Raw genomic sequence first — 24,054 nt, 5'->3', positions numbered from 1 at the left:
GCAAACGAAAGAACCGCCCATAAAAAAACCGGAGCCTTTGCAGGCTCCGGTTCGGTTTCAGCTGTGGATCACTTACCAGCGGTCAGCGCGTTGTAGCTGGTCATCAGGTTGCGGTAGTCCGGGATGTGATCGGTGCAGATCTTGGCCAGGCCTTCCACGTCGTTGCGCCAGTCGCGGTGCAGCTCGCAGGCCACAGCGAACCAGTTCATCAGTTGCGCGCCGGCCTGGGTCATACGCTGCCACGCCGAGTCACGGGTGATCTGGTTGAAGGTGCCCGAGGCATCGGTGACCACGAACACGTCGAAGCCTTCCTCGATGGCCGACAGCGCCGGAAACGCCACACAGACTTCGGTCACCACGCCGGCGATGATCAGTTGCTTCTTGCCGGTGGCCTTGATCGCCTTGACGAAATCTTCGTTGTCCCAGGCGTTGATCTGACCAGGGCGGGCGATGTACGGCGCGTCCGGGAACATTTCCTTCAGCTCCGGCATCAGCGGGCCGTTGGGGCCGGTTTCGAAGCTGGTGGTGAGGATGGTCGGCAGGTTGAAGAACTTGGCCAGATCAGCCAGCGCCAGCACGTTGTTCTTGAACTTGTCCGGCTCGATGTCGCGCACCAGCGAGAGCAGGCCGGCCTGGTGGTCGACCAGCAGAACGACGGCGTTGTCTTTGTCCAGGCGATTATAGGTGGCGTTGGTCATGATGAAGTCCTCGAATTGTTTTCAATGTGCCGGCTGCACCGGTGAGTGGGTTTTCGTTCAGCAGTGCGTCACTGCATGGAAGAAAGATTAAATTCGAGACCCTTTCTCGACTAGACTGCGAAATTCGCCTCTAGCGTTCCATTTGGAGAACGATCAATGGAAGACCTCAACAGCCTCTACTACTTCACCCAAGTGGTGGAGCAAGGCGGCTTCGCCGCGGCGGGGCGCGCGCTGGACATACCCAAGTCCAAGCTTAGCCGGCGTATCGCCCAACTCGAGGAGCGCCTCGGCGTGCGCCTGCTGCACCGCACCAGTCGGCACCTGTCGCTCACCGAGATCGGCCAGGCGTACTACCAGCGCTGCCTGGCCATGCGCGTGGAGGCCGAAGGCGCGGCGGAGGTGATCGAGCGCAACCGCGCCGAGCCGCGCGGCCTGGTGCGCCTGGCCTGCCCGACGACGCTGCTCAATTCCTGGGTGGGGCCGATGCTGACCCGCTACATGCTCAAGTACCCGTTGGTGGAGCTATACATCGAGAGCACCAACCGCCGCGTGGATCTGCTGCATGAAGGTTTCGACGTAGCCTTGCGGGTACGTTTTCCCCCGCTGGAAAACACCGACATGGTGATGAAGGTGCTCGCCGCCAGCACCCAGTGCCTGGTCGGTCACCCGGATCTGCTGGCCTCGCTGCCGAAAGATTTCCAGCCCGAGGAACTGGGCCGCCTGCCGAGCCTGCACTGGGGCGGCGCGCAGCGCGACTACCAGTGGGAGCTGCTCGGCCCGGACGACGGCAAACTGGTGATCGCGCACCAGCCGCGGATGATCACCGATGACCTGCGCGCCCTGCGCAATGGCGCGCTGGCCGGCGTGGGTATCGTCCACCTGCCCTGTGTAGCCGTGCGCGAAGACGTCGCGGCCGGCAAGCTGGTGGAGATGCTGCCGGGCTGGGCGCCGAAATGCGGCATCGTCCACGCCATCTTCCCCTCACGGCGCGGCCTGCTGCCCTCGGTGCGCACCCTGATCGATTTCCTCGCCGAGGAATTCAGCCAGAGCGACATGGCCTAGAAATGCCGAAGGCGCCGTCAGCCAGGGCTAACGGCGCCTTCGGCGCAGGAAGATGAGCCGCCCAGCGGGCGCTGGGCGGCCATGGTGTCACGACGCGGCCTGGCCAACCTCGGCAGGCTGAGCGGCCTGTCTGGCCGGCATCAGGAAGTGGTCGATGCGGATCGCCACACCGGCGGTCTGGAAATGCCGGGCGGCAGCCTCGATGCGTTGCTCGGCGCGCGTCACCCGGCCGTGGTGGCGCAGATGCTCGAGCCAGGACTCGTCGAAGAAGAACTCCTGCCAGTGCCGCGGGTTCTCGCTGTTCTGCACCAGCCCCCAGGAGAACGCGCCGTTGCGCCGACGCATACGCGCCACCTCATTCATCGCCTGGCGGAAGGCTGCAGCCTGCTCGGCAGCGATGTCGTAGTGCAGGGTGATCATCACCGGGCCGCGCTCGAGGTCGGCCTCGTCGGCCAGAATCGGCGCTGGCCAATGCAGCGAGGGCGCGAGGTCCTCGCTTTCGGTGACCGGTAGCGGGAACCTGGCGCTCAGCAGCAGGCCCAGCACCAGGCAGCCCGCGGCGGCGAACAGCGCCAGCGGAATCGACGCATGGCTGGCGACGAAACCCCAAAGCGCGCCACCGGCGGCCATGCTGCCGAAGAACACCAGGATGTACACCGACAGCGCCCGTGCGCGCACCCAGTCCGGCACAGAGGTCTGCGCAGCGACCTGCAGGCTGGACAGCACGGCGATCCACGCCGCGCCGCTGAGCAGCATCACCGGCAGCAGGGCGGCGAAGTGGCGCACGCTGGCCAGGGCCAGCAGCACCAGGGCGTAGAGCAGGCTGGCCAGCAGCACCAGGCGATCGCTGCTGATGCGCTCGCGAATACGCGGCAACAGGGTGGCGCCGAGAACGGCACCGACGCCGACGCTGCCGAGCATCAGGCCGAAGTCGCTGGCGCTGCCCTGCAACTCGCCACGTACGATCAGCGGCAGCAGCGACATGCCGGCGCTGGCACCGACGAAGAACGCCGCCGCGCGCACCAATACCGCCTGCAAGGGCTTCGAGGCGCGGCTGTAGCGCCAGCCGGCGCGCATCGCGCCCTGCAGACGTTCGGCCGGGAAGGTCGCGACCTGGCGCTCGCGCTTCCAGGTCAGCAGCACGGTCATGACCGCGAAGAACGACAGGGCATTGAGGGCGAAGGTCGCCCAGGGGCCACTCAGGCTGACCAGCACGCCGGCGATAGCCGGGCCGAGCGCGCGGGCGACGTTGATGCCGAGGCTGGACAGGGCGATGGCCGACGGCAGGTCACGCTTGCTCACCAGCTCCGGAGTCAGCGCCGACCAGGCCGGCATCATCAGCGTGGTGCCGACGCCCATGGCCAGGGTCATGCCGAGCAGCAGCCAGACGCTGGTGAGGCCGAGCAGGGTCAGCGTCGCCAGGGTCGTGGCCACGGCCGCCATCCACAGTTGCACGCCGAGCAGGTAGCGGCGCTTGTCGACAATATCGGCCATGGCCCCGGCCGGCAGCGCCAGGAGGAACATCGGCGCGGAACCGGCGACCTGCACCAGCGCGACGTGCATGGGGTTGGCCGAGAGGCTGGTCATCAGCCAGCCGGCACCGACCTCGTGCATCCAGGTGCCGATGTTAGAGGCGATGCTGGCCAGCCACAGCCAGCGGAAGGTGCGGTGGTTGAGGGCGCCCCAAGGTGAGGCTTTTCCACTGGTCATGTCAGAACGCGAAGCAGGAGCAGCCTAATGCCCCCCAGAAGCCCTGGTGATCGCTGACCGGCACATTGCTGCGGCGGGCGCGGTCATGCTCGTGCTGATGCACGGTGCAGGAGCCGATGCACTGGTGGATGCTGGCGGTCAGCGGCGCGGCACTCGGGCTCCAGTGGCCGGGCACGATGGCCACCGGCGACCAGTCCGGCATCACCGGCACGGTCGGCGGCGCCAGCTTGTCGAACTCGCCGGCGGCATGCACCACCTTGCCGCCGACCACGGTGAGCACCGATTCCAGCCACTTGATCTGCTCTTCCTCGACACTGAAGAAGTCCGCGCTCAGCGCCACCAGGTCAGCCAGCTGACCGACCTTGATCTGACCCTTTTTGCCCTGCTCGCTGGAGAACCAGGCGCTGCCGTGGGTGAACAGCTGCAGCGCGGTGGCGCGTGGCAGGCCCTGCGGGTAAAGCGTTGTGCCGCCGACGGTCTTGCCGCTGACCAGCCAGTACAGCGCGGTCCAGGGGTTGTAGCTGGCCACGCGGGTGGCGTCGGTGCCGGCGCCAACCGGCACGCCCTCGGCGAGCATGCGCTGGATCGGCGGCGTGGCTTCGGCGGCCTTGGCGCCGTAGCGGTCGATGAAATACTCGCCCTGGAAGGCCATACGGTGCTGGATGGCGATGCCGCCGCCGAGGGCACGCACCCGCTCAATGTTGCGCGGGCTGATGGTCTCGGCGTGGTCGAACAGCCAGGGCAGACCGTTGAAGGGGATGTCGCGGTCGACCTTCTCGAACACGTCGAGCATGCGCGAGATGGATTCGTCATAGGTGGCGTGCAGGCGGAACGGCCAGCGCTGCTCGACCAGGTGACGCACCACCGGCTCCAGGTCGGCCTCCATGTTCGGCGCCAGGTCCGGGCGCGGCTCGAGGAAGTCCTCGAAGTCGGCGGCGGAAAACACCAGCATTTCCCCAGCGCCGTTGTGGCGCAGGAAGTCATCGCCCTGGTGCAGCTTGACGCTGCTGGTCCAGTTCTTGAAGTCGGTCAGCTCTTCCTTGGGCTTCTGGGTGAACAGGTTGTAGGCAATGCGCACGGTGAGCTGATCCTTGTCGGCCAGCTCCTGGATCACCTGGTAGTCGTCGGGGTAGTTCTGGAAGCCGCCGCCGGCATCGATGGCACTGGTCACGCCCAGGCGATTGAGTTCGCGCATAAACTGGCGGGTCGAGTTGACCTGATACTCCAGCGGCAGCTTCGGCCCCTTGGCCAGGGTGGCGTAGAGGATCATCGCGTTGGGGCGGGCGATCAGCATGCCGGTGGGGTTGCCGTTGGCGTCGCGCTGAATCTCCCCGCCCGGCGGGTTGGGGGTGTTCTTGTCGTAGCCCACGGCGCGCAGTGCGGCGCGGTTGAGCAGCGCACGGTCGTACAAGTGGAGGATGAATACCGGCGTATCCGGCGCCGCGCGGTTGATCTCTTCCAGGGTCGGCATGCGCTTCTCGGCGAACTGGAACTCGGTCCAGCCACCGACCACACGCACCCACTGCGGCGTCGGGGTACGGTCGGCCTGGGCCTTGAGCATGCGCAGCGCTTCGGCCACGGACGGCACGCCTTCCCAGCGCAGCTCCAGGTTGTAGTTCAGCCCGCCGCGGATCAGGTGCAGGTGCGAGTCGTTGAGGCCCGGGATCACCGTGCGTTTTTGCAGATCGACGATCTTGGTCGCGTCACCGCGCATGGCCATGGCCTCGGCGTCGCTGCCAACGGCGACGAAGCGGCCGTCCTTGATGGCAACGGCGCTGGCATGTGGCTTTTCGGGATCGACCGTGTGCAGACGACCGTTGAACAGGATGAGATCGGCGCTCATGGAGCCTCCTTGGGAGCGGATGGAAGAGGTACTGGCGAAAGCGGAAAAAGGCAAGGCAGAGTACACGGCCGCGGCGGCGCCCAATACGCCACCGGCAGCCAAGATGCGCCGGCGCTTTTCATCATATGAATCGGTGCTCATCGAAGTGGCTCCTGGCCGTGAGGCCTCAGCCAGGCGGCAAATGCCCGCGTGGCCATGGGCATGAACAGATACACCACGAGCAGGACGATGCTCAGGGTGATCAACACCTTGCTCAGCAGTGGGCCTGCAAGCCCTGGAAGCATAGTGAATACCGGCTGCCATAGCGCCGGCACCAGCAGGCCCAGCGGCATGATCACCAGGAAGGTGACGATCGCCTGCTTCCAGCGCGGCGGTGGCTGCACGGCGTCACGCGGCACGAACCAGAAATCCTTGCCCAGCAACACCTCGGTGTCGTCGCCAGCGCGCAACAGCGGCTGCACGTCGGCGACCAGTTGCTTGCGCGCCTCGGAGTCGAGCCAGCCCTGCATGTGCTGCAGCTGGTCAAAACGCAAAACGCAGGTGAAGTGCACCAGGCCACCCTGGCGCTCGCGCGCGACGTCGACACCCAGGTGGCCAGCGCAAGCGCCGGCGATGTCGATGATCTGGCGCAGCCAGGTTTCGTAACGTTGCTCGTGTTGCTGCTGCACCTGGTGACGCACCACCAGCGTGACGGTATCGGCTTGCATCGGGTTCATTTCGGCTGTCTCCGCATCTGCTGCGAGTTGGGGCCAGCCTCCGCCATGCAGAGGCTGGCATCGGCTCAGATAGGTGCGGCGACAGGGGCCAGGGTCGGGCCGTGCTGCACGCGCTCGGGCGCCTTGTGAACCATGGTGTAGGCGTAGTCGACGCCCATGCCGTAGGCACCGGAATGTTCCTTGACCAGGTTCATGACGGCATCGTAGGTATCGCGGTTCTTCCAGTCGCGCTGCCATTCCAGCAACACCTGCTGCCAGGTCACCGGCACCACGCCGGCCTGGATCATGCGCTGCATGGCGTAGTCGTGCGCCGCCTGGGTGGTGCCGCCGGAAGCGTCGGCGACCATGTAGATCTCGTAGCCCGCGTCGTGCATGGCGGAGAGGGCGAAGGTGGTGTTGCATACCTCGGTCCACAGGCCGGAGACGATGATCTTGTTGCGGCCGTTCTTCTTCAGCGCGTCACGCACTTTCTGGTCGTCCCAGGAGTTCATCGAGGTGCGCTCGAGGATCGGTGCATCGGGGAATACGGCGAGCAGCTCGGGGTAGGTGTGGCCGGAGAAGCTTTCGGTCTCGACCGTGGTGATGACGGTCGGCACGTTGAAAATCTTCGCCGCCTTGGCCAGGCCAACGGTGTTGTTCTTCAGGGTCTGGCGATCGATGCTCTGCACACCGAAGGCCATCTGCGGCTGCTGATCAATGAAGATCAGCTGGCTGTTGAAGGGAGTGAGGACTTCGGTTTTGACGTTGCTCATGGCGGTTACCTGTCTGTTGAACTGATTGTTGTTGGGCACATATCCGGGTGCTCGTCTTTGCCCCGTTAGCGTCGTTGACTCGCTGGTCACGACCGGAACAGGTGCTCAAGTTAGCGGATCGACAGGCGTTTCGTTTGTGCATTTTTGCGCCTCCATGAGTGCAAAAATGCACCTTTGCAATTGACCGGGCGGTGCTAGCATTTTCCTCCCGACCACTCGGGAAGCCGCGAAATAGGCGGTCCTTACACTCAAGGAGAAGGCAATGGCAGCTTCACGTCCGTACAACGAAAACACCGCCTACTGGGGCGTTCCATGGGAAGACGCTTACGGCTATCCGCAGGCAAGGAAGGTGGGTAACGAAATCTTCGTCTCAGGCCAGTTCAACCACGACGAAAAAGGCAATCTGGTCGCGCCGGCGCCGCTGGATAACGAAGGCCGACCCAGCGATTTCTCGACCATGGGCGACCAGATGCGCAGCGCCTACGACAACATCGCCAAGCTGCTGGCGCTCTATGGCGCGACGCTCGAAGACGTCGTCGAAGAGACGCTGTTCGTCCTCGACATGGATGCGGCATTCGCCGTGGTTGGCAAGGTGCGCAAGGCGGCCTATGGCACCGAGCGGCCACAATGCGCCAGCAACATCATCGGCGTATCCCGGCTGGCGCAGCGGCCGCAACTGATCGAGATCGCCTGCCGGGCGGTGATCGGTGCACGCGCCAACTAAGTCCCGCTCCCGGTTTCGTCCAACGCAACCGGGAGAGCCCGCTGCCCTTCGATCAGCGCCTTCTGCTCGGCCACGGCAGCGGCGCAGAACGCCATGAACGCCTTGACCCGCCAAGACTTGCGAATGTCCTGGTGGGTGAGCAGCCACAGCTCATCATGGAGCTCGGGCACCACCGGCCCGACGCGCACCAGCCCGGGCGTGATATCGCCCAGCATGCAGGGCAGAAAGCCGAAACCCAGCCCGGCGGCAATGGCGGCGCTTGCCGCCGCGACCGAGTCGGTGCGGTAGGCAATGCACTCGGCCGCCACTCGGCATTCCAGATAACTGGCCGCTCTAAGACCGGACAAGGCGCCGGAATACGACACCCAGGCGTGGCCGTCGAACGGGTCGGTGCCCGACACTTTTCCAGCGCGCCCGTACGACGCCCAGGCAATGATCGCCAGCTTGCGCCCGACCAGGCTTTCCCCCGGTTTTCTCGTAGCGCGCACGGCGATGTCCGATTCGTCCCGGGCCAGGCTCAGGGTCTGGTTGCCCACCAGCACCTCGACCGCGATGCCTTCGTTGACGACCTTGAAGTCGGCGATGATGGGAGTGAGGAAGTGCAGCAGCAACGAGTCGCTGGTGGTGATGCGCAGCTTGCCCTGTGGCCCCTGCCCCGCTCGCGACACACGCCGCGTGACGCTGACGATATCCAGTTCGACTCGCTCGCCGAGGGCGCGCAACTCTTCGCCCTCGGCCGTGAGCCTGTAGCCGGAGCGGCGATGGTCGAACATCGCCACACCGAGCGTCTTCTCCACCTGCGCCAGGCGGCGCGACACGGTCGAGACGTTGATGCCGAGCTTCTTCGCCGTGGCGGCGCGATTGCCGCACTCGCTCAGCGTCTTGATGATGCGCAGATCGTCCCAGGAAAGCTGGCTTACCGCTTCGCCCGCATCCCATTTGCCAGCAGGTACGCTCGGGCTCGATGAAGCACTTCTAGATGACGAACTCACGCCAGGGCATCCCAAATACGGTGTGCGCCCATCATACGAAAAGGCTATCGGCGAACCAAGGCAGCCCCGTCATCCGGGCCAACGCTGGACTTTCAGCGCAGCTTCTCAAGCATCTGGTAGTACCACATGCCGGCCGCCAGCATCGGGTTGCCGAGCTGATCGCCCAGCGGCACCTTGATGTGCTTGCAGGCGGCGAAGGTGTCGTACTGCTCCAGGTCGCCGGTGATGGCCTTGGCCATGATCTCGCCCATGATGTGGCTGGTGGCGATGCCGTGGCCGGAGTAGCCCTGGCAGTACCAGACGTTGGACGAGAGCTTGCCCAGCTGCGGGATGCGGTTCATCACGATGCCCATGGCGCAACTCCACTGGAAGTCGATCGGCACCCCCTTGAGCTGCGGGAAAGTGCGCTCGATGCACGGCCGCAGTTCACCGGCGATGTCTCGCGAATCACGCCCGGAATAGTTGGCACCACCGCCGAACAGCAGACGGCCGTCTGCGGTCAGGCGGTAATAATCGAGCACGAAGCGACAGTCGTATACGGCCAGGTCCTGCGGGTTGATCTCGCGGGCCAGCTCGCCCAGCGGCGCAGTGGTGACGATGCCGCCCATGGCCGGGAAGATCAGGCCCTTGAGTTTGCGCCGCTCCAGCTTGTGGTAGACGTCGCCGGCCAGCAGCACCTGCTTGGCCTCGATCCGCCCGCCCGTGGTAACCACCGCGGGACGCGCGCCGTGAACGATCTCCAGTACTTCGGAATGCTCGAAGATCAGTGCGCCCAGGCTTTCAGCGGCCCTGGCCTCGCCGAGACACAGGTTGAGCGGGTGCAGGTGCATGTTGCGGGTGTTCTTGATCGCCCCGCAGTACAGCGCGCTGCCCAGTTGAGCACGCACGCCGGCGCCCTCGAGCAGCGTGACATCGCTCTCCATGCCACGGCGCAGCGCTTCATCGTAGGTCGCCTTGAGCTCGTCCATATGGCTGGGTTTCATCGCCGCATGCAGGTGACCGTGCTTGAGGTCGCAGTCGATGCCGTACTTGGCCACGCGGCTCTTGATGATCTCGTGGCCGCGCCAGCGCAGGTGCCAGATGAAGTCGTCCACCTCCTCGCCCAGCGTGTTGCGCATCTGCTTGCGCATGGCCTCGTCGCCGGAGAGGCTGCCGGTGACCTGGCCGCCGTTGCGCCCGCTGGCACCCCAGCCGACCTTGTTGGTTTCCACCACGGCGACCTTGAGGCCGCGCTCGGCCAGCTCCACCGCCGTGGCGATGCCGGTGAAGCCGCCACCGATGATGGCCACGTCGACGGTTACGCTGCCCTGCAGCGTCGGGTAGTCGCTCTCGAAATTGAGCGACGCCGCGTAGTAGGACGGCGCGCGTTCGGCAGCGGGTTTGACGGGTTGCTCGATCATGTTCATTGCATGTCCTTGGGGTGCGCATGCACCGATGAATCTGGGATCGCGGCTGAAGCCGCTCCTACCATGCTTGACCCGTAGGAACGGCTGGGGGCACTCCGCTTCAGCCGCGATGCTGTTCAGAATCCGTATTCGCGGACAAGTCCGCTCCCTCAAGCCCCTGCTGCGCCCTGTGGGAGCGGCCTTGGCCGCGAAGCTGTTATCCCTCGACTCAGGCGTTGCTCAGGTACCAGCGCCAGTCCTGCTCGCCGACCTCGCCCATGAACTGGCGATACTCGGCACGCTTGACCGCGAGGAAGACCTTGAGAAATGGCTCACCGAAAGCCTCCCGCGCCCACTCGGAATGCTCCAGCGCGTGGATCGCGGCCGACCATTGGGTGGGCAGATGTTCCGTGGCCTGGGCATAACCGTTGCCCTCGATCGGCGCACCGGGATCGAGCTGTTCGCGAATGCCACGATGAATCCCGGCCAGAATCGCCGCGGCGGCAAGATAGGGATTGGCATCGGCGCCACAGATGCGGTGTTCGATGTGCCGGGTATTGGCCGGGCCACCGGGCACACGCAGGCTGACGGTGCGGTTGTCCACACCCCAGGTGGGCGCCAGCGGCGCATAACTGTTGGCCTGAAAGCGTCGGTAGGAATTGGCGTTGGGGCAGAACAGCAGCAGCGAGTCGAGCAGGCTGGCGAGCATGCCACCGATGGTCTGGCGCAGCAGCGGCGTGCCAGCTGGGTCGTCACTGGCAAACAGGTTGGCACCCGCCGCGTCGGCCAAGCTCACGTGCATGTGCATGCCGGTGCCGGCGATCTCGGCGAACGGTTTGGCCATGAAGCAGGCCTGCATGCCATGGGCATGAGCCACGCCTTTGACCAGGCGCTTGTAGCGCACCGCCTGGTCCATGGCCGCCAGCGCCGGGCCATGCTCCAGGGTGATCTCTACCTGGCCGGGGGCGTATTCGGAAATTGCCGTGCGCGCGGGAATCCCTTGCGCCTTGCAGGCAGCATAGAGATCACGCAGGAAGGGCTCGATTTGCTCCAGCTCGCGCAAACCATAAACCTGGGTCTGTCGTGGGCGGCCGCCATCGGCGTCCAGCGCCGGCTGCGGGCGCCCCTGGGCATCGCGCTTCTGGTCGAGCAGGTAGAACTCCAGTTCGCAGGCCATCACCGGGTGGTAGCCGTCGGCCTCCAGCTGCTCGATCACCCGCACCAGCAGCTGCCGCGGATCGGCGGGCGTGGCCGGCAGGCCTTCGGTGGGGTGCATCGACACCTGCACGGCGGCGGTGGGCATCTGCCGCCAGGGCAGGCGCACCAGGCTGCCGGGCAATGGATAGGCGCGGCAGTCGATATCGCCGACCTCCCAGACCAGGCCGGTATCCTCGACATCCTCACCCTGGATGGACAGGCCGAGCATGGTGCTCGGCAGCGGCCGGCCGCTCTGGTACAGCGCCAGCAGTTCCTCGCGGTGCAGCAGCTTGCCGCGCGGCACACCGTTGGCATCGAGGATAAACAACTCGATCAATTCGATATCGGGATTGCTGGCCAGGAATTCCTGGGCCTCCTGCACAGCAGCGAAAGTCGTCATATCGCACTCGCTTGCGCCAGTTGGGCGCTCGGTGTCCGCACGGCCCGTTCGACTCTCGAACAGGTGGCGCAGGCAGACAAATAGGCATCAGCGGCTGCGGACATGGCGCAGCCATCGGTGTCAGCGGGTGGGGACGGCGTCCGGCGGGCGCGCGTGGCGACAATGCCACAGCGCCCAGAAGGCGAGGATGATCGTCAGCAGCGGGTTGAGCCGCTCCAACAGGCGCCGCCGCGCAGGCGCGCGGTACAGCGGAACATGGACTTGGCAGGCCAGGGAGATCATGGCTTGGCAGCGTCGCACAGGGTTTGACGTGCGTTAAATCGGGTTTTTCATACGCTTGGTTATGCGCTGGCTAAACAATCCTGCCCATGCAAACCAAATCGGCCCGCAGGGTGCGCCGTGTGCGCACCATTAATCACACGACAGACAGCGCATCCTACGGCTCCGGCCGATAGCCCAGACGCAAACCACCCCAATGCCGCCCACGCACCATGATCGGCACCGACAGGTCGTGCATCAGCTCGCCGGTATCGCGCATGTAGGTCTGCAGCAATAGCGCCTGTGTGTGGCTGCCGCAACGGATGCCGGTGCGGTCGTTGAACAGGCGCTTGCCACGGCTGCGGGTGGCATCCAGCGCCGGGTCGCCGCTGGGCGGGTGGTTGAATGCGGCGTTATGGGTCGGCACGTAGCCTTCCGGCGTAGTGGAAATGGCGAATACCAGCCCTTCGTGGCGCTTGAGCAGAGGCTCCTGCAGCGCCGGCAGTACCTGATCGGCGTACTGGTCGAAGCGCGTACGGTATTTCTGCGGCTGGGTACCTGCGATGGGTTGGTAGTGGCGGTCGAACAGGTCGTCGAGGCTGATGCGACCACCCTGCAGGTCCTGCTCGAACTGTGCGGCGATGGCTGCCGCGCCTTCGCGGGCCAGGTCATAGGCGCGCTGGTGATAGTCGTCCAGGCCCACTTCGGCGAGCTGTTCGCTGACCGTCTCGGCCTGCCCGACCAGGTGATCGGCGGCAGCGGCCAGTTGCCGCGTCTGCCCCTCGCTGCCCTGCACGTCATCCTGCAGCTGCAGCGCGGCCGCCGACAGGCTGGCCAGGCGCTGGTGATTGTCGGCAGTGCCGGCGCTGATCTGCGCCACTTGCTGTTCGACCTCCTCGGCTTGATCGGCAATGCCGTGCAGGCGGCTGCCGGCCGTCTCGATCTGCTGCGCGGCCTGTTCCAGCTCGACGCTCTGGCGCTGAATATGAGCGACCACCGCCGTGCTCTGCTGGCGGATGTCGGCGATCATCTGGCTGACTTCCTCGGGGGCACTGGCGGTGCGCGCGGCGAGGTTGCGCACCTCGTCGGCGACCACGGCAAAACCACGGCCCATCTCACCGGCGCGCGCGGCCTCGATGGCGGCGTTGAGCGCCAGCAGGTTGGTCTGGCTGGCGATGGACTGGATCACCTGGGTGACCTGCTCGATCTGTTCGGTACGGCTGCCCAGGCCGTCGATCAGCTCGCGGCTGGCCAGGGTCTGCGCGCTAAGCTGCTGCATGCGCTCGATAGCCTGGTTGAGCTCGGCCTGGCCGCTGGCACTGGCTTCACGCACATGCTGCGCGGCAGCCAGGGTGTGCTCGGCACGGGCGGCGCTGTCCTGCTCGGTATGGGTAATGGCCTCAGACGCCTGACTGACCTGCTGCACCGCCGCCAGTTGCGACTGCAGGCGCTCGGCCAGGTGCTTGACGGCATGGGCCACCCTGGCCGCGGACAACGCGTTGTGGCAGGTATGCCGCGACAGGCCGCGGCTGAGTTCGACGAAATCGGTAGCGACAGCCTGTTTCGCGGCGGGAGCGGCATCGTCACGGCGCTGCCAGGGACCGAGCCACGGCCACAGCGCCAGCAACAGGAAGGACGGCACGCTGACGTAGGCCGGCAGTTGCACCTGCTGGTAGACCAGCATCAGCGCGGCCAGCCCCAGGGCGTGAAGAAGACAGGCAACGGGTGAACGGACAAAGGCAGCTTGCATGACCGACCTCAGAGTTCTTGTTCTGGTGCGCGAAGAGGCGCTGTAGGCGGACGGGGTCACGACGGGTTCCCTCCTGGAATATCCCACGCAACCTGGGCAGCAGGCTACGTGTACGACAGGCCCGGCGAAAAATCAGCGTATGCAGGCCGGGCACCATGACCGCGATTCGAGCAGCTTGGAAGCACCAGCACCATAAAACTTTGGTAGCACCCTGCCATGAATTTGGACGGTCAGCACTCTTGGCGGGCCGTTTCGTAAGAGCGCCATCCACTGTATCGACGCCTGACCGCGTGGCATTAGCGAGCGGCCGAAAACAACTCTACCTCGGCCTCGACAGCCGGCTATCCGACCATGCGATGGCGTTTCACGAAACGCCGGTCCAGCCAGTCCTTGCAATGTCCGTACAACCGCCCGCCAGCACTCCAGTCATGCCAGCCGAGCAGCGCCCCGCCGTCGCCAGTGGCGAGCAGCGCCAGGCTCTGCCATTGCGCACGGTACTGACGCAGCGGGCGATCCTCTAGCGCGGCCTGAAGGTTGGCAGCCAGTACCGGCGCCTGACGCACCGCAAAACGCCCGCTGCGGCGCATGCCGTCAAGGCTGGCGCTGTCGCCGACGGCGAAGATCTGGGCATGGGATTCGCTCTGCAGGGTCGGGCGAATGGCGATGAAGCCCGCTGCATCGCTGGCCAGCTGGCTGGCGGTCAGCCATGGCCAGGGTCGTGCGCCACTGGCCAGCAGCAGGCGCCGCCCGCGCCATACCGGCTCGTCGCCGCTGAGCAGCCAGTCATCCTCGATGCGCCCGATCGGACAATGCTCGCGCACCTGTACGCCACGCTGACGCAGATGGCCCAGTGCACGCAGGCGCAACCCCGGCGACAAACCATCGAGCAAGGTGCCGCCACAGAACAGCGCCAGCGCCGGCACCTGGTCGGCCAACGCCAGGGCCAGTTCCACACCGCCGGCACCGCCACCGAGAATGGCCATGCGCCGTGGCTCGGCCTGCCATTGCTGCCAGCCTTCGAGCAGCTTGTCGATGGGCCTGGCGGCCAGCACCTGCATGGCATCGCCCTGCTGCGGCGGAATGGCCATGCCGGCACCGACGTTGAGCGACAACCACTCGCTGTGCAGGCGGCGTCCGTCTTCGAGTTGCAGGATCCGCGCATCGGCATCGAATGAGGCGATCTCGCCCTCGATCAGATCGACCTTGGCCGCGCGGCACAACGGCTGCAATTCCACGCGGCAGTCCGCCGCGCTGAAGCGGCCGCTAATCAGCCCCGGCAACATGCCGGCGTACCAGGCCTCAGGGCCAAGGCTGAGCAGGGCGATGCGCCCCGGCGGGCGCTCCACCAGCGCCCAGCGGCGCAACACACCAAGATGGGCATGGCCAGCCCCGGCCAGGATCAGGTCGTACTGACTCATGCGTCGTTGCATCCATCGCGGTACTGGCTCGGCGTCTGACCGGTCCAGCGTTTGAAGGCGCGGCCAAAGCTGCTGCTGTCGCTGAAGCCGAGCAGGTAGGCGATTTCACTGATCGAGCAGCGCGGGTCGCGCATATGCCGCAGGGCCAGGGCGTGGCGCGTCTCGCCGAGCAGCGCTTCGTAGCTGGTGCCCTCCTCGGCCAGGTGACGCTGCAGGCTGCGCAGACTCAGGTGCAGGGTCTGGGCGATGCGCTCGGCGGAGGGCTCGCCATCGGGCAATTGCGCCTCCAGGCAGCGGCGCACTCGTTCGCTGCAACTGGCCGCCTGCAATTGCTCCAGATTGCGCCGCAGTACCGTCTCGTTGTGCTCGGCCAGTTCAGGGTTGCCGTCATCCAGGCGCTGCTCGAATGCCGCACGGGGAAAACGCAGCAGGCTCTCGTCGGCATCGAACTGCAGCGGCGCACGAAACACCGCCTGCCAGGGCGTCAGGTCCGCCGGCCGCGGGCGTTGCAGCTGCACCAGCAGGGGTGAGAACTCCCGGTTCAGGCGGTTGCGACAGCTGCGCACGTAGATCGCGGCGAAGGCGTCCAGCGCTTCGGGCGCCGGTGCCGGGCTGCCTGGTGGTACGCGGAAGCGAAACTCGTAGACATCGCCCACCTCGCACAGCTCCAGCTGCAGCGCATCGCTGACCACCCGGTGGTAACGGACGATGCGCTCGAACATCTCACGCAGGCTGCTGCTGGCGATCAGCGCATAGCCCAGGGCATGGAAGGTGGTCGGGCTGACGTACTGCGAGGTCTTCAGGCCCAGCGCCGGGTCACCGCTGGCGGCCACTGCCAGTTGCCACAGGCGCGTGGTCAGCGATAGCGGGCAGCGTGCGTTGGGGTCGTCGAGCAGCGCCGGGTCGAGCCCTGCCTCGCGACACAGGGCAGCGCTATCGAGCCCGAGGGCATCGAGCTGCTTGCGCAGGGCGCGGGTCCAGCTGGCCAGGGTGGTGGGTTCGGCGGTCATGCAGATTGGCGTATCCGGTAGGCAGGTTGGCGTGCACGGTCGGGCGCTCTGACGACCGTCACGGCACAGTGAAGTCACAACCCGATAACAAGAGGATGTCGGCATGTCCCCTTCTCCCGCAAGCCTTAATGACCAGCAACGCGCCGCTTATATCCGTGAACAGGTGATGGCCCACGGCAACGCCCTGCGCCAGCGCTACCCGATCCTGCAGCATCAGGACGCGCTCGGCGCCGGCATCCTGGCCTTCGCCCTGCTTGGCATGATCGGCTCGGCAGCCTTGTACATCAGTGGCCATCTGGCCTGGTGGGCGTGCCTGCTGCTTAACGCCTTCTTCGCCTCGCTGACCCACGAGCTGGAGCACGACCTGATCCACTCGATGTATTTTCGCAAGCGGCCGCGGCCGCACAACCTGATGCTGGCGCTGGTCTGGCTGGCGCGGCCGAGCACCATCAATCCGTGGGTACGCCGTCATCTGCATCTGAACCATCACAAGGTGTCCGGCAGCGAAGCCGACATGGAGGAGCGCGCCATCACCAACGGCGAGCCCTGGGGCATCGCGCGCCTGCTGATGGTCGGCGACAACATGATGAGCTCGTTCATCCGCTGGCTGCGGGCGAAGAATCCCGCGCACCGCAGGCTGATTCTTACCCGCACGCTGAAGGTCTACGCGCCGCTGGGGCTGCTGAACTGGGCGACCTGGTACCTGTTCCTCGGTTTTCATCTGCTGGACTGGGCCAGCGCCGCGCTTGGCGCCCCGATCGTCTGGTCGGCCACTACGCTGAACGTGATGGCAGTGGTGAACATCGCCGTGGTGGTACTGGTTGGCCCCAACGTACTGCGCACCTTCTGCCTGCACTTCGTCAGCTCCAACATGCACTACTACGGCGACGTCGAGCCGGGCAACGTGATCCAGCAGACCCAGGTGCTCAACCCCTGGTGGCTTTGGCCGCTGCAGGCCTTCTGCTTCAACTTCGGCAGCAGCCATGCGATCCACCATTTCGTGGTCAAGGAGCCGTTCTATATCCGCCAACTGACCGTGCCCTTCGCCCATCGGGTGATGCGCAAGATGGGCGTGCGTTTCAACGACTTTGGCACCTTCGCCCGGGCCAATCGCTGGACACGCCAGCAGAAGGCGACCGAGGAGCGCACGCAGGCAGCCTGATCCCTGGGGGGCGACCATCGGTCATGCGATACCGGCCGATGAGACCCGCTGCGCAATCATCGCGCCAGTAGTCGGCTAGAATCCGCCAGCGCCCTACCGCTCCGCTGACAGTACAGCGTCCATCGGCCATCGGCGCCCTCGTAGTAGCCATGAGGCGCCCAGGATGCTTCGACCGCTTCGCGCATTGATCTTGCTGCTCTGCCTGGCCGGTGCCGTGCCGGCCTGGGCAGGCAGCGGGCTGCCGCTAATGAAGCTCAGCGCTGACGACCTGGCCAGGCCGGTGAGCATCGAGCACAGCCTGCTGCTGGAAGATCCCAGCGGCCAGTTGAGCGCCAGCGAAGTCCTGCAGCGCATCGAGACGGAAGGTCGGCAGATTCAGGGCAGCGCGCGCATCGGCTATACGCGCAGCGCCTGGTGGCTCGCCGTGCAACTGCAGGCTCCAGCGGCCGAGCGTCTGCAACTGATCATCGGCCAGGCCTTCCTCGATGATCTGGAGGTCTGGCTGTTCGACGGTGAGCAGTCACTCGGCCCGCTGTACAGCGGGGCACGGCGTGCCTTCGCCGAACGTGGCGAGCCCTATCCACAGTTCCTGCTCAATCTACCCCGCCTGACCGATGGCCCGCACAGCTTGCTGCTGCGCGTGCAGAGCCATTCGGCGATCAACCTGCCGCTGCAACTGGTCGGTGCGCAGCAGGGCCAGCGGTTGATCGCCTACAGCTGGCTGCAGAGCGGCCTGCTGATCGGCGTACTGATAGCCCTGGCGCTGTTCTATCTGGTCAAGTACAGCACCCTGCGCGAAGCGCAACTGGCCTATTTCAGCCTCACCTCGCTGTGCGTGGCGCTGTACAACGCCAGTCTGTACAACCTGGCCGGGCTGCTCTGGCCGCAGTGGCCGCATCTGCCCAAATTACTGGTCAACCTGCCCACCGCGGGCATGATGATCTTCAGCTCGCTATTCATCGCCAGCGCGCTCGGTTTGCGACTGGGTCGCCTGCGCTGGCTGCGCGACGCCCTGTTCGCCGCTACGCTGCTGGTCAGCGTGGGCAGCTTGCTGGTCGAGCATCCCTATGCCTACCAAACGCTGAACCTGCTGATCCTGGCCACCGGCCTCTATCAGTTGCTGCTGATGGGGCTCGGCATCGCCCAGCGCCGCCCCTATGCGCCCGGTTACCTGCTGTGCTGGAGTGCCGCGCTGGCGCTGATGCTGCTGGTACCGCTGAGTCGCGCCGGGTTGATTGCGCTGCCCACCGGATTCTATGCGCTGTACGCTTACCTGCCGGCGTTGAGCATGCTGCTGTTCGGTGCCCTGCTCGACAAGCAGCTGGAGCGCGTGCGCCGCGTGCTGCTGAGCAGCCAGGCGCAGGCCATCGACAACCTGGAACAGTATCAGGCGCTGTTTCGCAACAGTGGTGAGGGCATATTCCGCTGTCAGCGCGACGGCCGACTGCTGGAGGCCAACCCGAGCCTGGCGCGTCTGCTCGGCGCTGCAAACCTGCCGGACGATATCGACCAGCTCTCCCTGCAGCGTCTGCTGGGTGAAGCGCAGTGGCGTTCACTGCTGCGCCAGCTCGACGAGCAGGCCGGCATGGTCAGTTGCGAGTGTGAACTCTACGACCTCAAGCAGCGCCCGCTATGGGTCTACCTGTCACTGCATCTGCGCGTTCAGCGAGACTGCATCGAGGGCATCGTGGTCGATCTCAGTGAGCGTCGTGTTCTGGAAGAACGTCTGCAACGCCTGGCGGCCCACGACGCCCTGACCGGCCTGCTCAACCGCCGCGAGCTGGAGCGGCTGCTGGCGGAAACCCTTGGCGGCACCGCCAAACGGCGCTTCAGCCATCTCTTGCTGCTGGGGCTGGATCGCTTCAAGCAGGTCAACGACCTGTTCGGTCACTCGGCGGGCGATCAATTGCTACGCCAGCTGGCCGGCCAGCTGCAGCACCAGCTGCCGCGCCATGCCGAGCTGGCGCGCGTCGGCGGAGACGAGTTCGCCGTGTTATTGCGCGAGGTCGATGACGGCGCCGCACTGGACCAGGCCGAACAGCTACGGCGAGCTGTCGAACAGTTCGTCTTCACCTGGCAGGGACGGCCATTTCGCCTGCACGTCAGCATTGGCATGCTGGCCTTGAGCTCTGGCGTACGCGACTGGGAAACCGCGCTGAACTGGGCCAGCAGCGCCAGCCAGCTGGCCAAGCATCAAGGACGCAACCGCGTGCAGCAGTTCAACCCGGCCGATGGCGCGCTGCTCGAACATCAGCGCCAGCTGCAGTGGATCACCCGCCTGCGCGAGGCCACCGAGCGCGGTCATTTCGAGCTGTTCTTCCAACCGGTACAGGCGCTGCAGAGCACCGTGGCCGGCCTGCATTACGAAGTGCTGCTGCGTTACCGTGACCCACACAGTGGCGAGTGGATCAGCCCGGCGCAGTTTCTCGACGCGGCGGCGCGCTACGACTTTCTCGGCGCCATCGACCGCTGGGTGATCCAGCACCTGTGCGCCTGGCTGGCTGCCAATCCGCACCATCTGGCGCAGCTGGGCCAGGTCAACGTCAACCTAAGTGCCAGCTCACTGCTCGATTGCGACTTCCACCAGTTGCTGGAACAGGAACTGGCCCGTCATGGCCTGTCGCCTGGCAAGATGTGCATCGAGGTCACGGAAATGGTCGCTCTGGGCGAGCTGGGCGTATCGGCACAGTGGATCGAGAAATTGCGCGGCAAAGGCCTCAAGGTCGCGCTGGACGATTTCGGCAGCGGCTTTGCCTCCTACGCCTACTTGCGTCACCTGCCGCTGGATATTCTGAAGATCGACGGCAGCTTCATCAGCGGCATCGAGCACGACCCGATCAACCAGGCCATGGTCGGCTCGATGCGCCAGATCGCGGCGCAGCTCGGTCTGGTCACAGTCGCCGAGTTCGTCGAAACCCAGGCCAGCCTGGACTGCCTGCGCCGCCTGGGTATCGACTACGCCCAGGGCTATTTCGTCGGTCACCCGCAGCCCCTGCGCCAGCTCGCCGACGACGCCCGCCGCCACGGTACTCAGCAAGCCTGATAGAGCTCGGCCGGCAGGCGCCGTTGCGGCGAGCAGAACGTCCACACAATAAGCCGCAGCGCTTGTGCGCCCCAGGGCGAATGACGAACGAAGGCTGCCCGCCCCATCATCCCCAATCAGCAAAGCTCATTTCTGCGGCAACCGCACAGCCCAGTCGCGCTCCTGGAAGACATAACGAATTGCGCGAAAAATGGCGCAAATACCGAGGGCATAAAAAAACCCGCCATAAAGGCGGGCTTCTTCGACAGGTAGCCGATCAATTACTTGATCTTGGCTTCCTTGTACATCACGTGCTTACGTACGACCGGATCGAATTTCTTGATTTCGATTTTGTCGGGGGTGGTGCGCTTGTTCTTGTCGGTGGTGTAGAAGTGGCCGGTACCGGCGCTGGACACCAAACGGATCAGTTCACGCATGACTCTCTCCTTAAACCTTTTCGCCGCGAGCGCGCAGCTCAGCCAGCACTACGTCGATGCCACGCTTGTCGATGACGCGCATGCCCTTGGCAGAAACGCGCAGACGCACGAAGCGCTTCTCGGACTCGACCCAGAAGCGATGGTGCTGCAGGTTCGGCAGGAAACGACGACGGGTTTTGTTGTTTGCGTGGGAAATGTTGTTCCCGGTTACCGGACCCTTACCGGTAACTTGACAGACTCTCGACATGCCTCAGCCCTCTAAAACCACATGCCCAACCCGGCATGGGTTGGCCGCTTAAACTCAATGTCATTGGCGCTCAGCGCCGCGTTTCTCGAGGGTCTTACCGGGCGCACTGAATAGCGCAAGAACCGGGCCCCTAGAAAAGAGCGCTGCTTTATACCAGAAAGCCCCGGGAGCAACAAGGGAAACCGCAGGATAAAACTCAAAGCTCCGCACGCAGACCGGCCGGAAGCAGGGCCTTTGCGGCCTGCTCAGCATTCGACCGCTCGTCGCCTCGATCAGGTGCGGCGCCCGGCAAATCGGCCAGGGTCGCACGCTTGGCCTGCCGGCTTTGTCATCGGCCACAGTCGGCACCTGCTGAACAGCCTCGAGGCCCAGGTCGAACCGACCTGAGCTACATCCACCCCAGCTCGGCCATCGACAGCGGCTCGCCATCGCCGACGATGAAATGATCCAGCACGCGCACCTCGACCAACGCCAAAGCGTCCTTGAGGCGCTGGGTCAGCACGCGGTCGGCCTGACTGGGCTCGGAAACCCCGGATGGATGATTGTGGGTAAGGATGACCGCCGCGGCGTTGTTGGCCAGCGAACGCTTGACCACCTGCCTGGGATACACGCTGGCGCTGTCGATGCTGCCGCGAAACAGCACCTCGAAGGCCAGCACACGGTGCTTCGCATCGAGAAACAGGCAGCCGAACACCTCATGCGGTTCGTGACGCAACTGCGCCTTGAGATAGTCGCGCACGGCCTGCGGACTCTCCAGCGCCGAATCGCGGCGCAACCGCTCGGCCAGATGCCGCCGCGACATTTCCAGCACGGCCTGCAATTGTGCGTACTTGGCCGGCCCCAGACCCAGGTGTTGGCTGAAGCCAGCCAGGTCGGCTTCCAGCAGCGCCCTCAGGCTGCCGAACTCGCTCAGCAGATGGCGCGCCAGGTCCACCGCACTTCTGCCGGTCACCCCGGTACGCAGGAAGATCGCCAGCAGCTCGGCGTCGGTCAGCGACGCCGCGCCCTGCTCCAGCAATTTCTCCCGCGGGCGCTCTGCCGCGGGCCAGTCGCGAATGCTCATATACACCTCCCTATTGAGCCAGGCGCCCGCTGTTCCGCTGCGGGCGCTGTGCTATCGTAGCCCATCTTGTGCGACGCGTTGAACGTGTCGTGCTTGGTTTGGTTAATGCGCCTAGGCACCTTAATCCCTTGCTATCAGGGGGTTTTAAGCCCGAAAAAGCATTCAACAAACCGGCTCAGCCTGGTTAATCCACACCCTGGAAACGCTTCGTTTTGGCGGGGATGGATAACAAAAGCTGTATCTGTTCAAACCCTAAAATGGGTCAATGAGCGGTTACAGAAACAGGACAGTAACGTTCAGCTATCACCGAATTGTTACTAAAAATGTCTGACCCGAGGGTGAATTTGCCCTCCGGGCAGAACTCATCCTCGCAAGTCTGGCAGTGAGCCAATTCACCGTCGTGAGACGTTGGGGGGATGTTGAACCAAGCACGGAGCGAAAAGCTCCGAATCGCATTGCTCAACTTCGCTTGCATAGGAAGTACCGAGCCTGGCATGTACCTGCCAGTTCATTAGATCGGCATGCGTCAGGGGCCAACCCTGGGGTGTGAAGCCCGATTAACAATGTCTCGCTCTTATGAGGGTGTTATCCGGTGACGGAGAACGCTATACGTCCGAATTGCACGGACGTAACGAGGCTAATGACCCAACCCGCATGGCTAACGCATGTGAATCGTCGCCTGAACCTTCGTAACTACGGATAGGCCTACGGCAATTATTGGCCTTAGCCAAAATCGGCATAGTAGTCGGACAGCGCAGTGGGATGATGCGCTGCGGTACCAATACGACTACCGGGGGAAAGACGAAGCCTAAACGGGGAATAGATGCGACTCGGGGAACGTGGCAATCCCGACCACTCGCCTGCCCAGCAACATCGGGCAGGCAGGCAAACCGCAAGGGGCGCTGATGGGTGTGGGGAATGGGAGGATGCAAGAAGCGAACGGTCGCCTGTAACGGGTGGCATACCGGTTGGAACATTACCGGCAGGGGATAACTCTGGCTGACGTGCATCTGGTCTACGAGCGCAAAAACAGCCGCTGATTCCAGCGATAACCAAAAACGACCCTATGGGCGAACTACTGCCCATAGGGGAGTAGTCCGTCCTGAGTGTCGTTCATCTCGGGAGGACTGTATGAAAACGCAACCAGCAACACCGGAAGCGTCTGCGTCCTCAGGCGGAGGGGCGAACTGGCACGATCTCGATTGGGCCAAAGTTCAACAATCCGTTCGGAGAACGCAGCTGAAGATTGCGCAGGCAACACGGGAAGGTAACTGGCGCAGGGTTAAACGCCTGCAACGGATGCTGACTCGCTCGTTTTACGGTCGCTGCTTGGCTGTAAGGCGAGTCACGGAGAACCGGGGTCGCAAGACTCCGGGCGTCGATGGAGAAACCTGGGGTACGCCCCTAGCCAAGTTCCATGCCGTGAAACGTCTGTCGAAACAACGAGGCTATCGGCCCAAACCGCTACGGCGGGTCTGGATACCGAAGCCCGGCAAGCAGGAAAAGCGCCCACTGGGTATCCCGACGATGTTGGATCGGGCCATGCAAGCGCTGTATCTGCAAGCGTTGGAGCCTGTAATAGAAAGCACCAGCGATCCGAAAAGTTATGGCTTCCGGCCTGACCGCTCGACCGCTGACGCCATGGTTGAACTCTTCCACCTGTTGTCGCCCACCGTGGCGCCGACCTGGATTCTGGAGGGGGACATCAAAGGCTTCTTCGACAACATCAATCACGAGTGGCTGTGCCGAAATGTCCCGATGGACACGAAGGTGCTGCGCAAATGGTTGAGAGCCGGGGTCATCGACCGGCGACAACTCATGGCTACGGAAGCCGGGACGCCACAGGGCGGGATCATCTCGCCCTGTCTGGCCAACGCCACCCTGAACGGCCTGGAAACTCAGTTGAAGCGCCACCTGGCGAAGAAGCTGGGAATCAAGAAGGCCGAGAAGACCAAGGTGCAGTGTGTACGGTATGCGGACGACTTCGTGATCCTGGCGGCTTCGAAAGAGCTGCTGGAGGAAGAGGTCAAGCCCTGGGTAGAGCAATTCCTGTCAGCACGAGGGGTTGAGCTGTCCCGGGAGAAAACGCACATCACGCACATTCACCAGGGCTTCGATTTTCTGGGGTGGAACTTCAGGAAGTACGTGCCGAAGTCACCACGCAGGAAGGCCAAACTGCTGATCAAACCCTCGAAGAAGAACGCCTCG

The 24,054-nt window shown here is 64.4% G+C and carries 20 protein-coding genes; 5 read left to right on the top strand and 15 right to left on the bottom strand.

What is annotated here, in order from left to right:
- Positions 1-68 precede the first annotated feature (68 nt).
- On the bottom strand, positions 69-698 hold the full coding sequence (ycaC, locus tag B3P22_RS04920) for an isochorismate family cysteine hydrolase YcaC (RefSeq protein WP_017360479.1): 630 nt from the start codon (positions 696-698) through the stop codon (positions 69-71).
- Positions 699-854: 156 nt separating this feature from the next.
- Here ycaC and B3P22_RS04915 point away from each other — a divergent pair, with 156 nt between their 5' ends.
- Entirely contained in the window at positions 855-1,760 is a 906-nt protein-coding gene (locus tag B3P22_RS04915) for a LysR family transcriptional regulator (protein WP_197858580.1), read from the top strand.
- A gap of 87 nt (positions 1,761-1,847) precedes the next feature.
- On the opposite strand, the gene B3P22_RS04910 is transcribed toward B3P22_RS04915, so the two are convergent.
- The 4 genes from B3P22_RS04910 to B3P22_RS04895 all read right to left on the bottom strand — a co-directional run bounded on the left by B3P22_RS04910 (position 1,848) and on the right by B3P22_RS04895 (position 6,781).
- On the bottom strand, positions 1,848-3,470 hold the full coding sequence (locus tag B3P22_RS04910) for an MFS transporter (RefSeq protein WP_296270142.1): 1,623 nt from the start codon (positions 3,468-3,470) through the stop codon (positions 1,848-1,850).
- 1 nt (position 3,471) lies between these two features.
- Positions 3,472-5,313 (bottom strand): amidohydrolase, encoded by a 1,842-nt coding sequence (locus B3P22_RS04905; RefSeq protein WP_296270140.1) that lies wholly within the window; start codon positions 5,311-5,313, stop codon positions 3,472-3,474.
- 137 nt (positions 5,314-5,450) lie between these two features.
- Positions 5,451-6,029 carry an antibiotic biosynthesis monooxygenase gene (locus B3P22_RS04900; protein ID WP_275547753.1) on the bottom strand — a complete coding sequence of 193 codons (579 nt, stop codon included), beginning with the start codon at positions 6,027-6,029 and terminating at the stop codon, positions 5,451-5,453.
- Between the two features lie 65 nt (positions 6,030-6,094).
- Positions 6,095-6,781 (bottom strand): hydrolase, encoded by a 687-nt coding sequence (locus tag B3P22_RS04895; protein ID WP_197858577.1) that lies wholly within the window; start codon positions 6,779-6,781, stop codon positions 6,095-6,097.
- A 262-nt stretch (positions 6,782-7,043) separates the two neighbouring features.
- On the opposite strand from B3P22_RS04895, the gene B3P22_RS04890 reads away from it, so the two are divergent.
- A complete protein-coding gene (locus B3P22_RS04890; protein ID WP_197858576.1) occupies positions 7,044-7,505 on the top strand; it encodes a RidA family protein in 462 nt (153 codons plus the stop codon).
- On the opposite strand, the gene B3P22_RS04885 is transcribed toward B3P22_RS04890, so the two are convergent.
- The 7 genes from B3P22_RS04885 to B3P22_RS04855 form a co-directional block, all read right to left on the bottom strand.
- Positions 7,502-8,497, bottom strand: coding sequence for a LysR family transcriptional regulator (locus tag B3P22_RS04885; protein WP_275547754.1), 996 nt, complete (start codon positions 8,495-8,497; stop codon positions 7,502-7,504). The two genes, B3P22_RS04890 and B3P22_RS04885, sit on opposite strands and share 4 nt — an antisense overlap.
- A gap of 92 nt (positions 8,498-8,589) precedes the next feature.
- Positions 8,590-9,897: an NAD(P)/FAD-dependent oxidoreductase gene (locus B3P22_RS04880; protein WP_275547788.1), complete on the bottom strand. Its 1,308-nt coding sequence runs from the start codon at positions 9,895-9,897 to the stop codon at positions 8,590-8,592.
- A 214-nt stretch (positions 9,898-10,111) separates the two neighbouring features.
- On the bottom strand, positions 10,112-11,479 hold the full coding sequence (locus tag B3P22_RS04875; protein WP_275547755.1) for a glutamine synthetase family protein: 1,368 nt from the start codon (positions 11,477-11,479) through the stop codon (positions 10,112-10,114).
- Between the two features lie 120 nt (positions 11,480-11,599).
- Entirely contained in the window at positions 11,600-11,761 is a 162-nt protein-coding gene (locus tag B3P22_RS04870) for a hypothetical protein (RefSeq protein ID WP_275547756.1), read from the bottom strand.
- A gap of 154 nt (positions 11,762-11,915) precedes the next feature.
- Positions 11,916-13,421 carry a methyl-accepting chemotaxis protein gene (locus B3P22_RS04865; RefSeq protein ID WP_419096412.1) on the bottom strand — a complete coding sequence of 502 codons (1,506 nt, stop codon included), beginning with the start codon at positions 13,419-13,421 and terminating at the stop codon, positions 11,916-11,918.
- Between the two features lie 407 nt (positions 13,422-13,828).
- Complete coding sequence (locus tag B3P22_RS04860; protein WP_197858571.1) at positions 13,829-14,905, bottom strand: FAD-dependent oxidoreductase; 1,077 nt, start codon at positions 14,903-14,905, stop codon at positions 13,829-13,831.
- Positions 14,902-15,915: an AraC family transcriptional regulator gene (locus tag B3P22_RS04855; protein ID WP_275547758.1), complete on the bottom strand. Its 1,014-nt coding sequence runs from the start codon at positions 15,913-15,915 to the stop codon at positions 14,902-14,904. The genes B3P22_RS04860 and B3P22_RS04855 overlap by 4 nt, the downstream gene beginning before the upstream one ends.
- Positions 15,916-16,018: 103 nt before the next feature.
- On the opposite strand from B3P22_RS04855, the gene B3P22_RS04850 reads away from it, so the two are divergent.
- Complete coding sequence (locus B3P22_RS04850; protein ID WP_275547759.1) at positions 16,019-17,077, top strand: fatty acid desaturase; 1,059 nt, start codon at positions 16,019-16,021, stop codon at positions 17,075-17,077.
- A 163-nt stretch (positions 17,078-17,240) separates the two neighbouring features.
- On the top strand, positions 17,241-20,120 hold the full coding sequence (locus tag B3P22_RS04845) for an EAL domain-containing protein (RefSeq protein WP_275547760.1): 2,880 nt from the start codon (positions 17,241-17,243) through the stop codon (positions 20,118-20,120).
- 260 nt (positions 20,121-20,380) lie between these two features.
- Here B3P22_RS04845 and rpmG read toward each other — a convergent pair whose 3' ends face one another.
- The 3 genes from rpmG to radC form a co-directional block, all read right to left on the bottom strand.
- The gene (rpmG, locus tag B3P22_RS04840; RefSeq protein WP_003464575.1) at positions 20,381-20,536 is read right to left on the bottom strand and encodes a 50S ribosomal protein L33; all 156 of its coding nucleotides are present in this window, start codon (positions 20,534-20,536) and stop codon (positions 20,381-20,383) included.
- Between the two features lie 10 nt (positions 20,537-20,546).
- Positions 20,547-20,783, bottom strand: coding sequence for a 50S ribosomal protein L28 (gene rpmB / locus B3P22_RS04835; protein ID WP_003242523.1), 237 nt, complete (start codon positions 20,781-20,783; stop codon positions 20,547-20,549).
- Between the two features lie 388 nt (positions 20,784-21,171).
- On the bottom strand, positions 21,172-21,846 hold the full coding sequence (radC, locus tag B3P22_RS04830) for a RadC family protein (RefSeq protein WP_197858567.1): 675 nt from the start codon (positions 21,844-21,846) through the stop codon (positions 21,172-21,174).
- A 1,131-nt stretch (positions 21,847-22,977) separates the two neighbouring features.
- Between radC and ltrA the strand changes: the two genes are divergently transcribed.
- A partial coding sequence (gene ltrA / locus B3P22_RS04825; RefSeq protein WP_296270125.1) for a group II intron reverse transcriptase/maturase occupies positions 22,978-24,054 on the top strand: 1,077 nt, incomplete at its 3' end.

This window comes from Pseudomonas sp. UBA6323, assembly GCF_002439135.1.
In the GTDB taxonomy this organism is placed as follows: Bacteria; Pseudomonadota; Gammaproteobacteria; order Pseudomonadales; family Pseudomonadaceae; genus Aquipseudomonas.
Note: the sequence above shows the minus strand (reverse complement) of the source record. Positions and strands in the feature narration are given on the sequence as shown.

Coding starts and splice junctions, on each gene's coding strand:
- B3P22_RS04915 (WP_197858580.1), top strand. CDS start 855: ATGGAAGACCTCAACAGCCTCTACTACTTCACCCAAGTGGTGGAGCAA.
- B3P22_RS04855 (WP_275547758.1), bottom strand. CDS start 15,915: ATGACCGCCGAACCCACCACCCTGGCCAGCTGGACCCGCGCCCTGCGC.
- B3P22_RS04905 (WP_296270140.1), bottom strand. CDS start 5,313: ATGAGCGCCGATCTCATCCTGTTCAACGGTCGTCTGCACACGGTCGAT.
- B3P22_RS04910 (WP_296270142.1), bottom strand. CDS start 3,470: ATGACCAGTGGAAAAGCCTCACCTTGGGGCGCCCTCAACCACCGCACC.
- B3P22_RS04880 (WP_275547788.1), bottom strand. CDS start 9,897: ATGATCGAGCAACCCGTCAAACCCGCTGCCGAACGCGCGCCGTCCTAC.
- B3P22_RS04865 (WP_419096412.1), bottom strand. CDS start 13,421: ATGCTGGTCTACCAGCAGGTGCAACTGCCGGCCTACGTCAGCGTGCCG.
- B3P22_RS04860 (WP_197858571.1), bottom strand. CDS start 14,905: ATGAGTCAGTACGACCTGATCCTGGCCGGGGCTGGCCATGCCCATCTT.
- B3P22_RS04890 (WP_197858576.1), top strand. CDS start 7,044: ATGGCAGCTTCACGTCCGTACAACGAAAACACCGCCTACTGGGGCGTT.
- radC (WP_197858567.1), bottom strand. CDS start 21,846: ATGAGCATTCGCGACTGGCCCGCGGCAGAGCGCCCGCGGGAGAAATTG.
- B3P22_RS04850 (WP_275547759.1), top strand. CDS start 16,019: ATGTCCCCTTCTCCCGCAAGCCTTAATGACCAGCAACGCGCCGCTTAT.
- ycaC (WP_017360479.1), bottom strand. CDS start 698: ATGACCAACGCCACCTATAATCGCCTGGACAAAGACAACGCCGTCGTT.
- B3P22_RS04845 (WP_275547760.1), top strand. CDS start 17,241: ATGCTTCGACCGCTTCGCGCATTGATCTTGCTGCTCTGCCTGGCCGGT.
- B3P22_RS04895 (WP_197858577.1), bottom strand. CDS start 6,781: ATGAGCAACGTCAAAACCGAAGTCCTCACTCCCTTCAACAGCCAGCTG.
- B3P22_RS04870 (WP_275547756.1), bottom strand. CDS start 11,761: ATGATCTCCCTGGCCTGCCAAGTCCATGTTCCGCTGTACCGCGCGCCT.
- B3P22_RS04900 (WP_275547753.1), bottom strand. CDS start 6,029: ATGAACCCGATGCAAGCCGATACCGTCACGCTGGTGGTGCGTCACCAG.
- B3P22_RS04875 (WP_275547755.1), bottom strand. CDS start 11,479: ATGACGACTTTCGCTGCTGTGCAGGAGGCCCAGGAATTCCTGGCCAGC.
- rpmG (WP_003464575.1), bottom strand. CDS start 20,536: ATGCGTGAACTGATCCGTTTGGTGTCCAGCGCCGGTACCGGCCACTTC.
- rpmB (WP_003242523.1), bottom strand. CDS start 20,783: ATGTCGAGAGTCTGTCAAGTTACCGGTAAGGGTCCGGTAACCGGGAAC.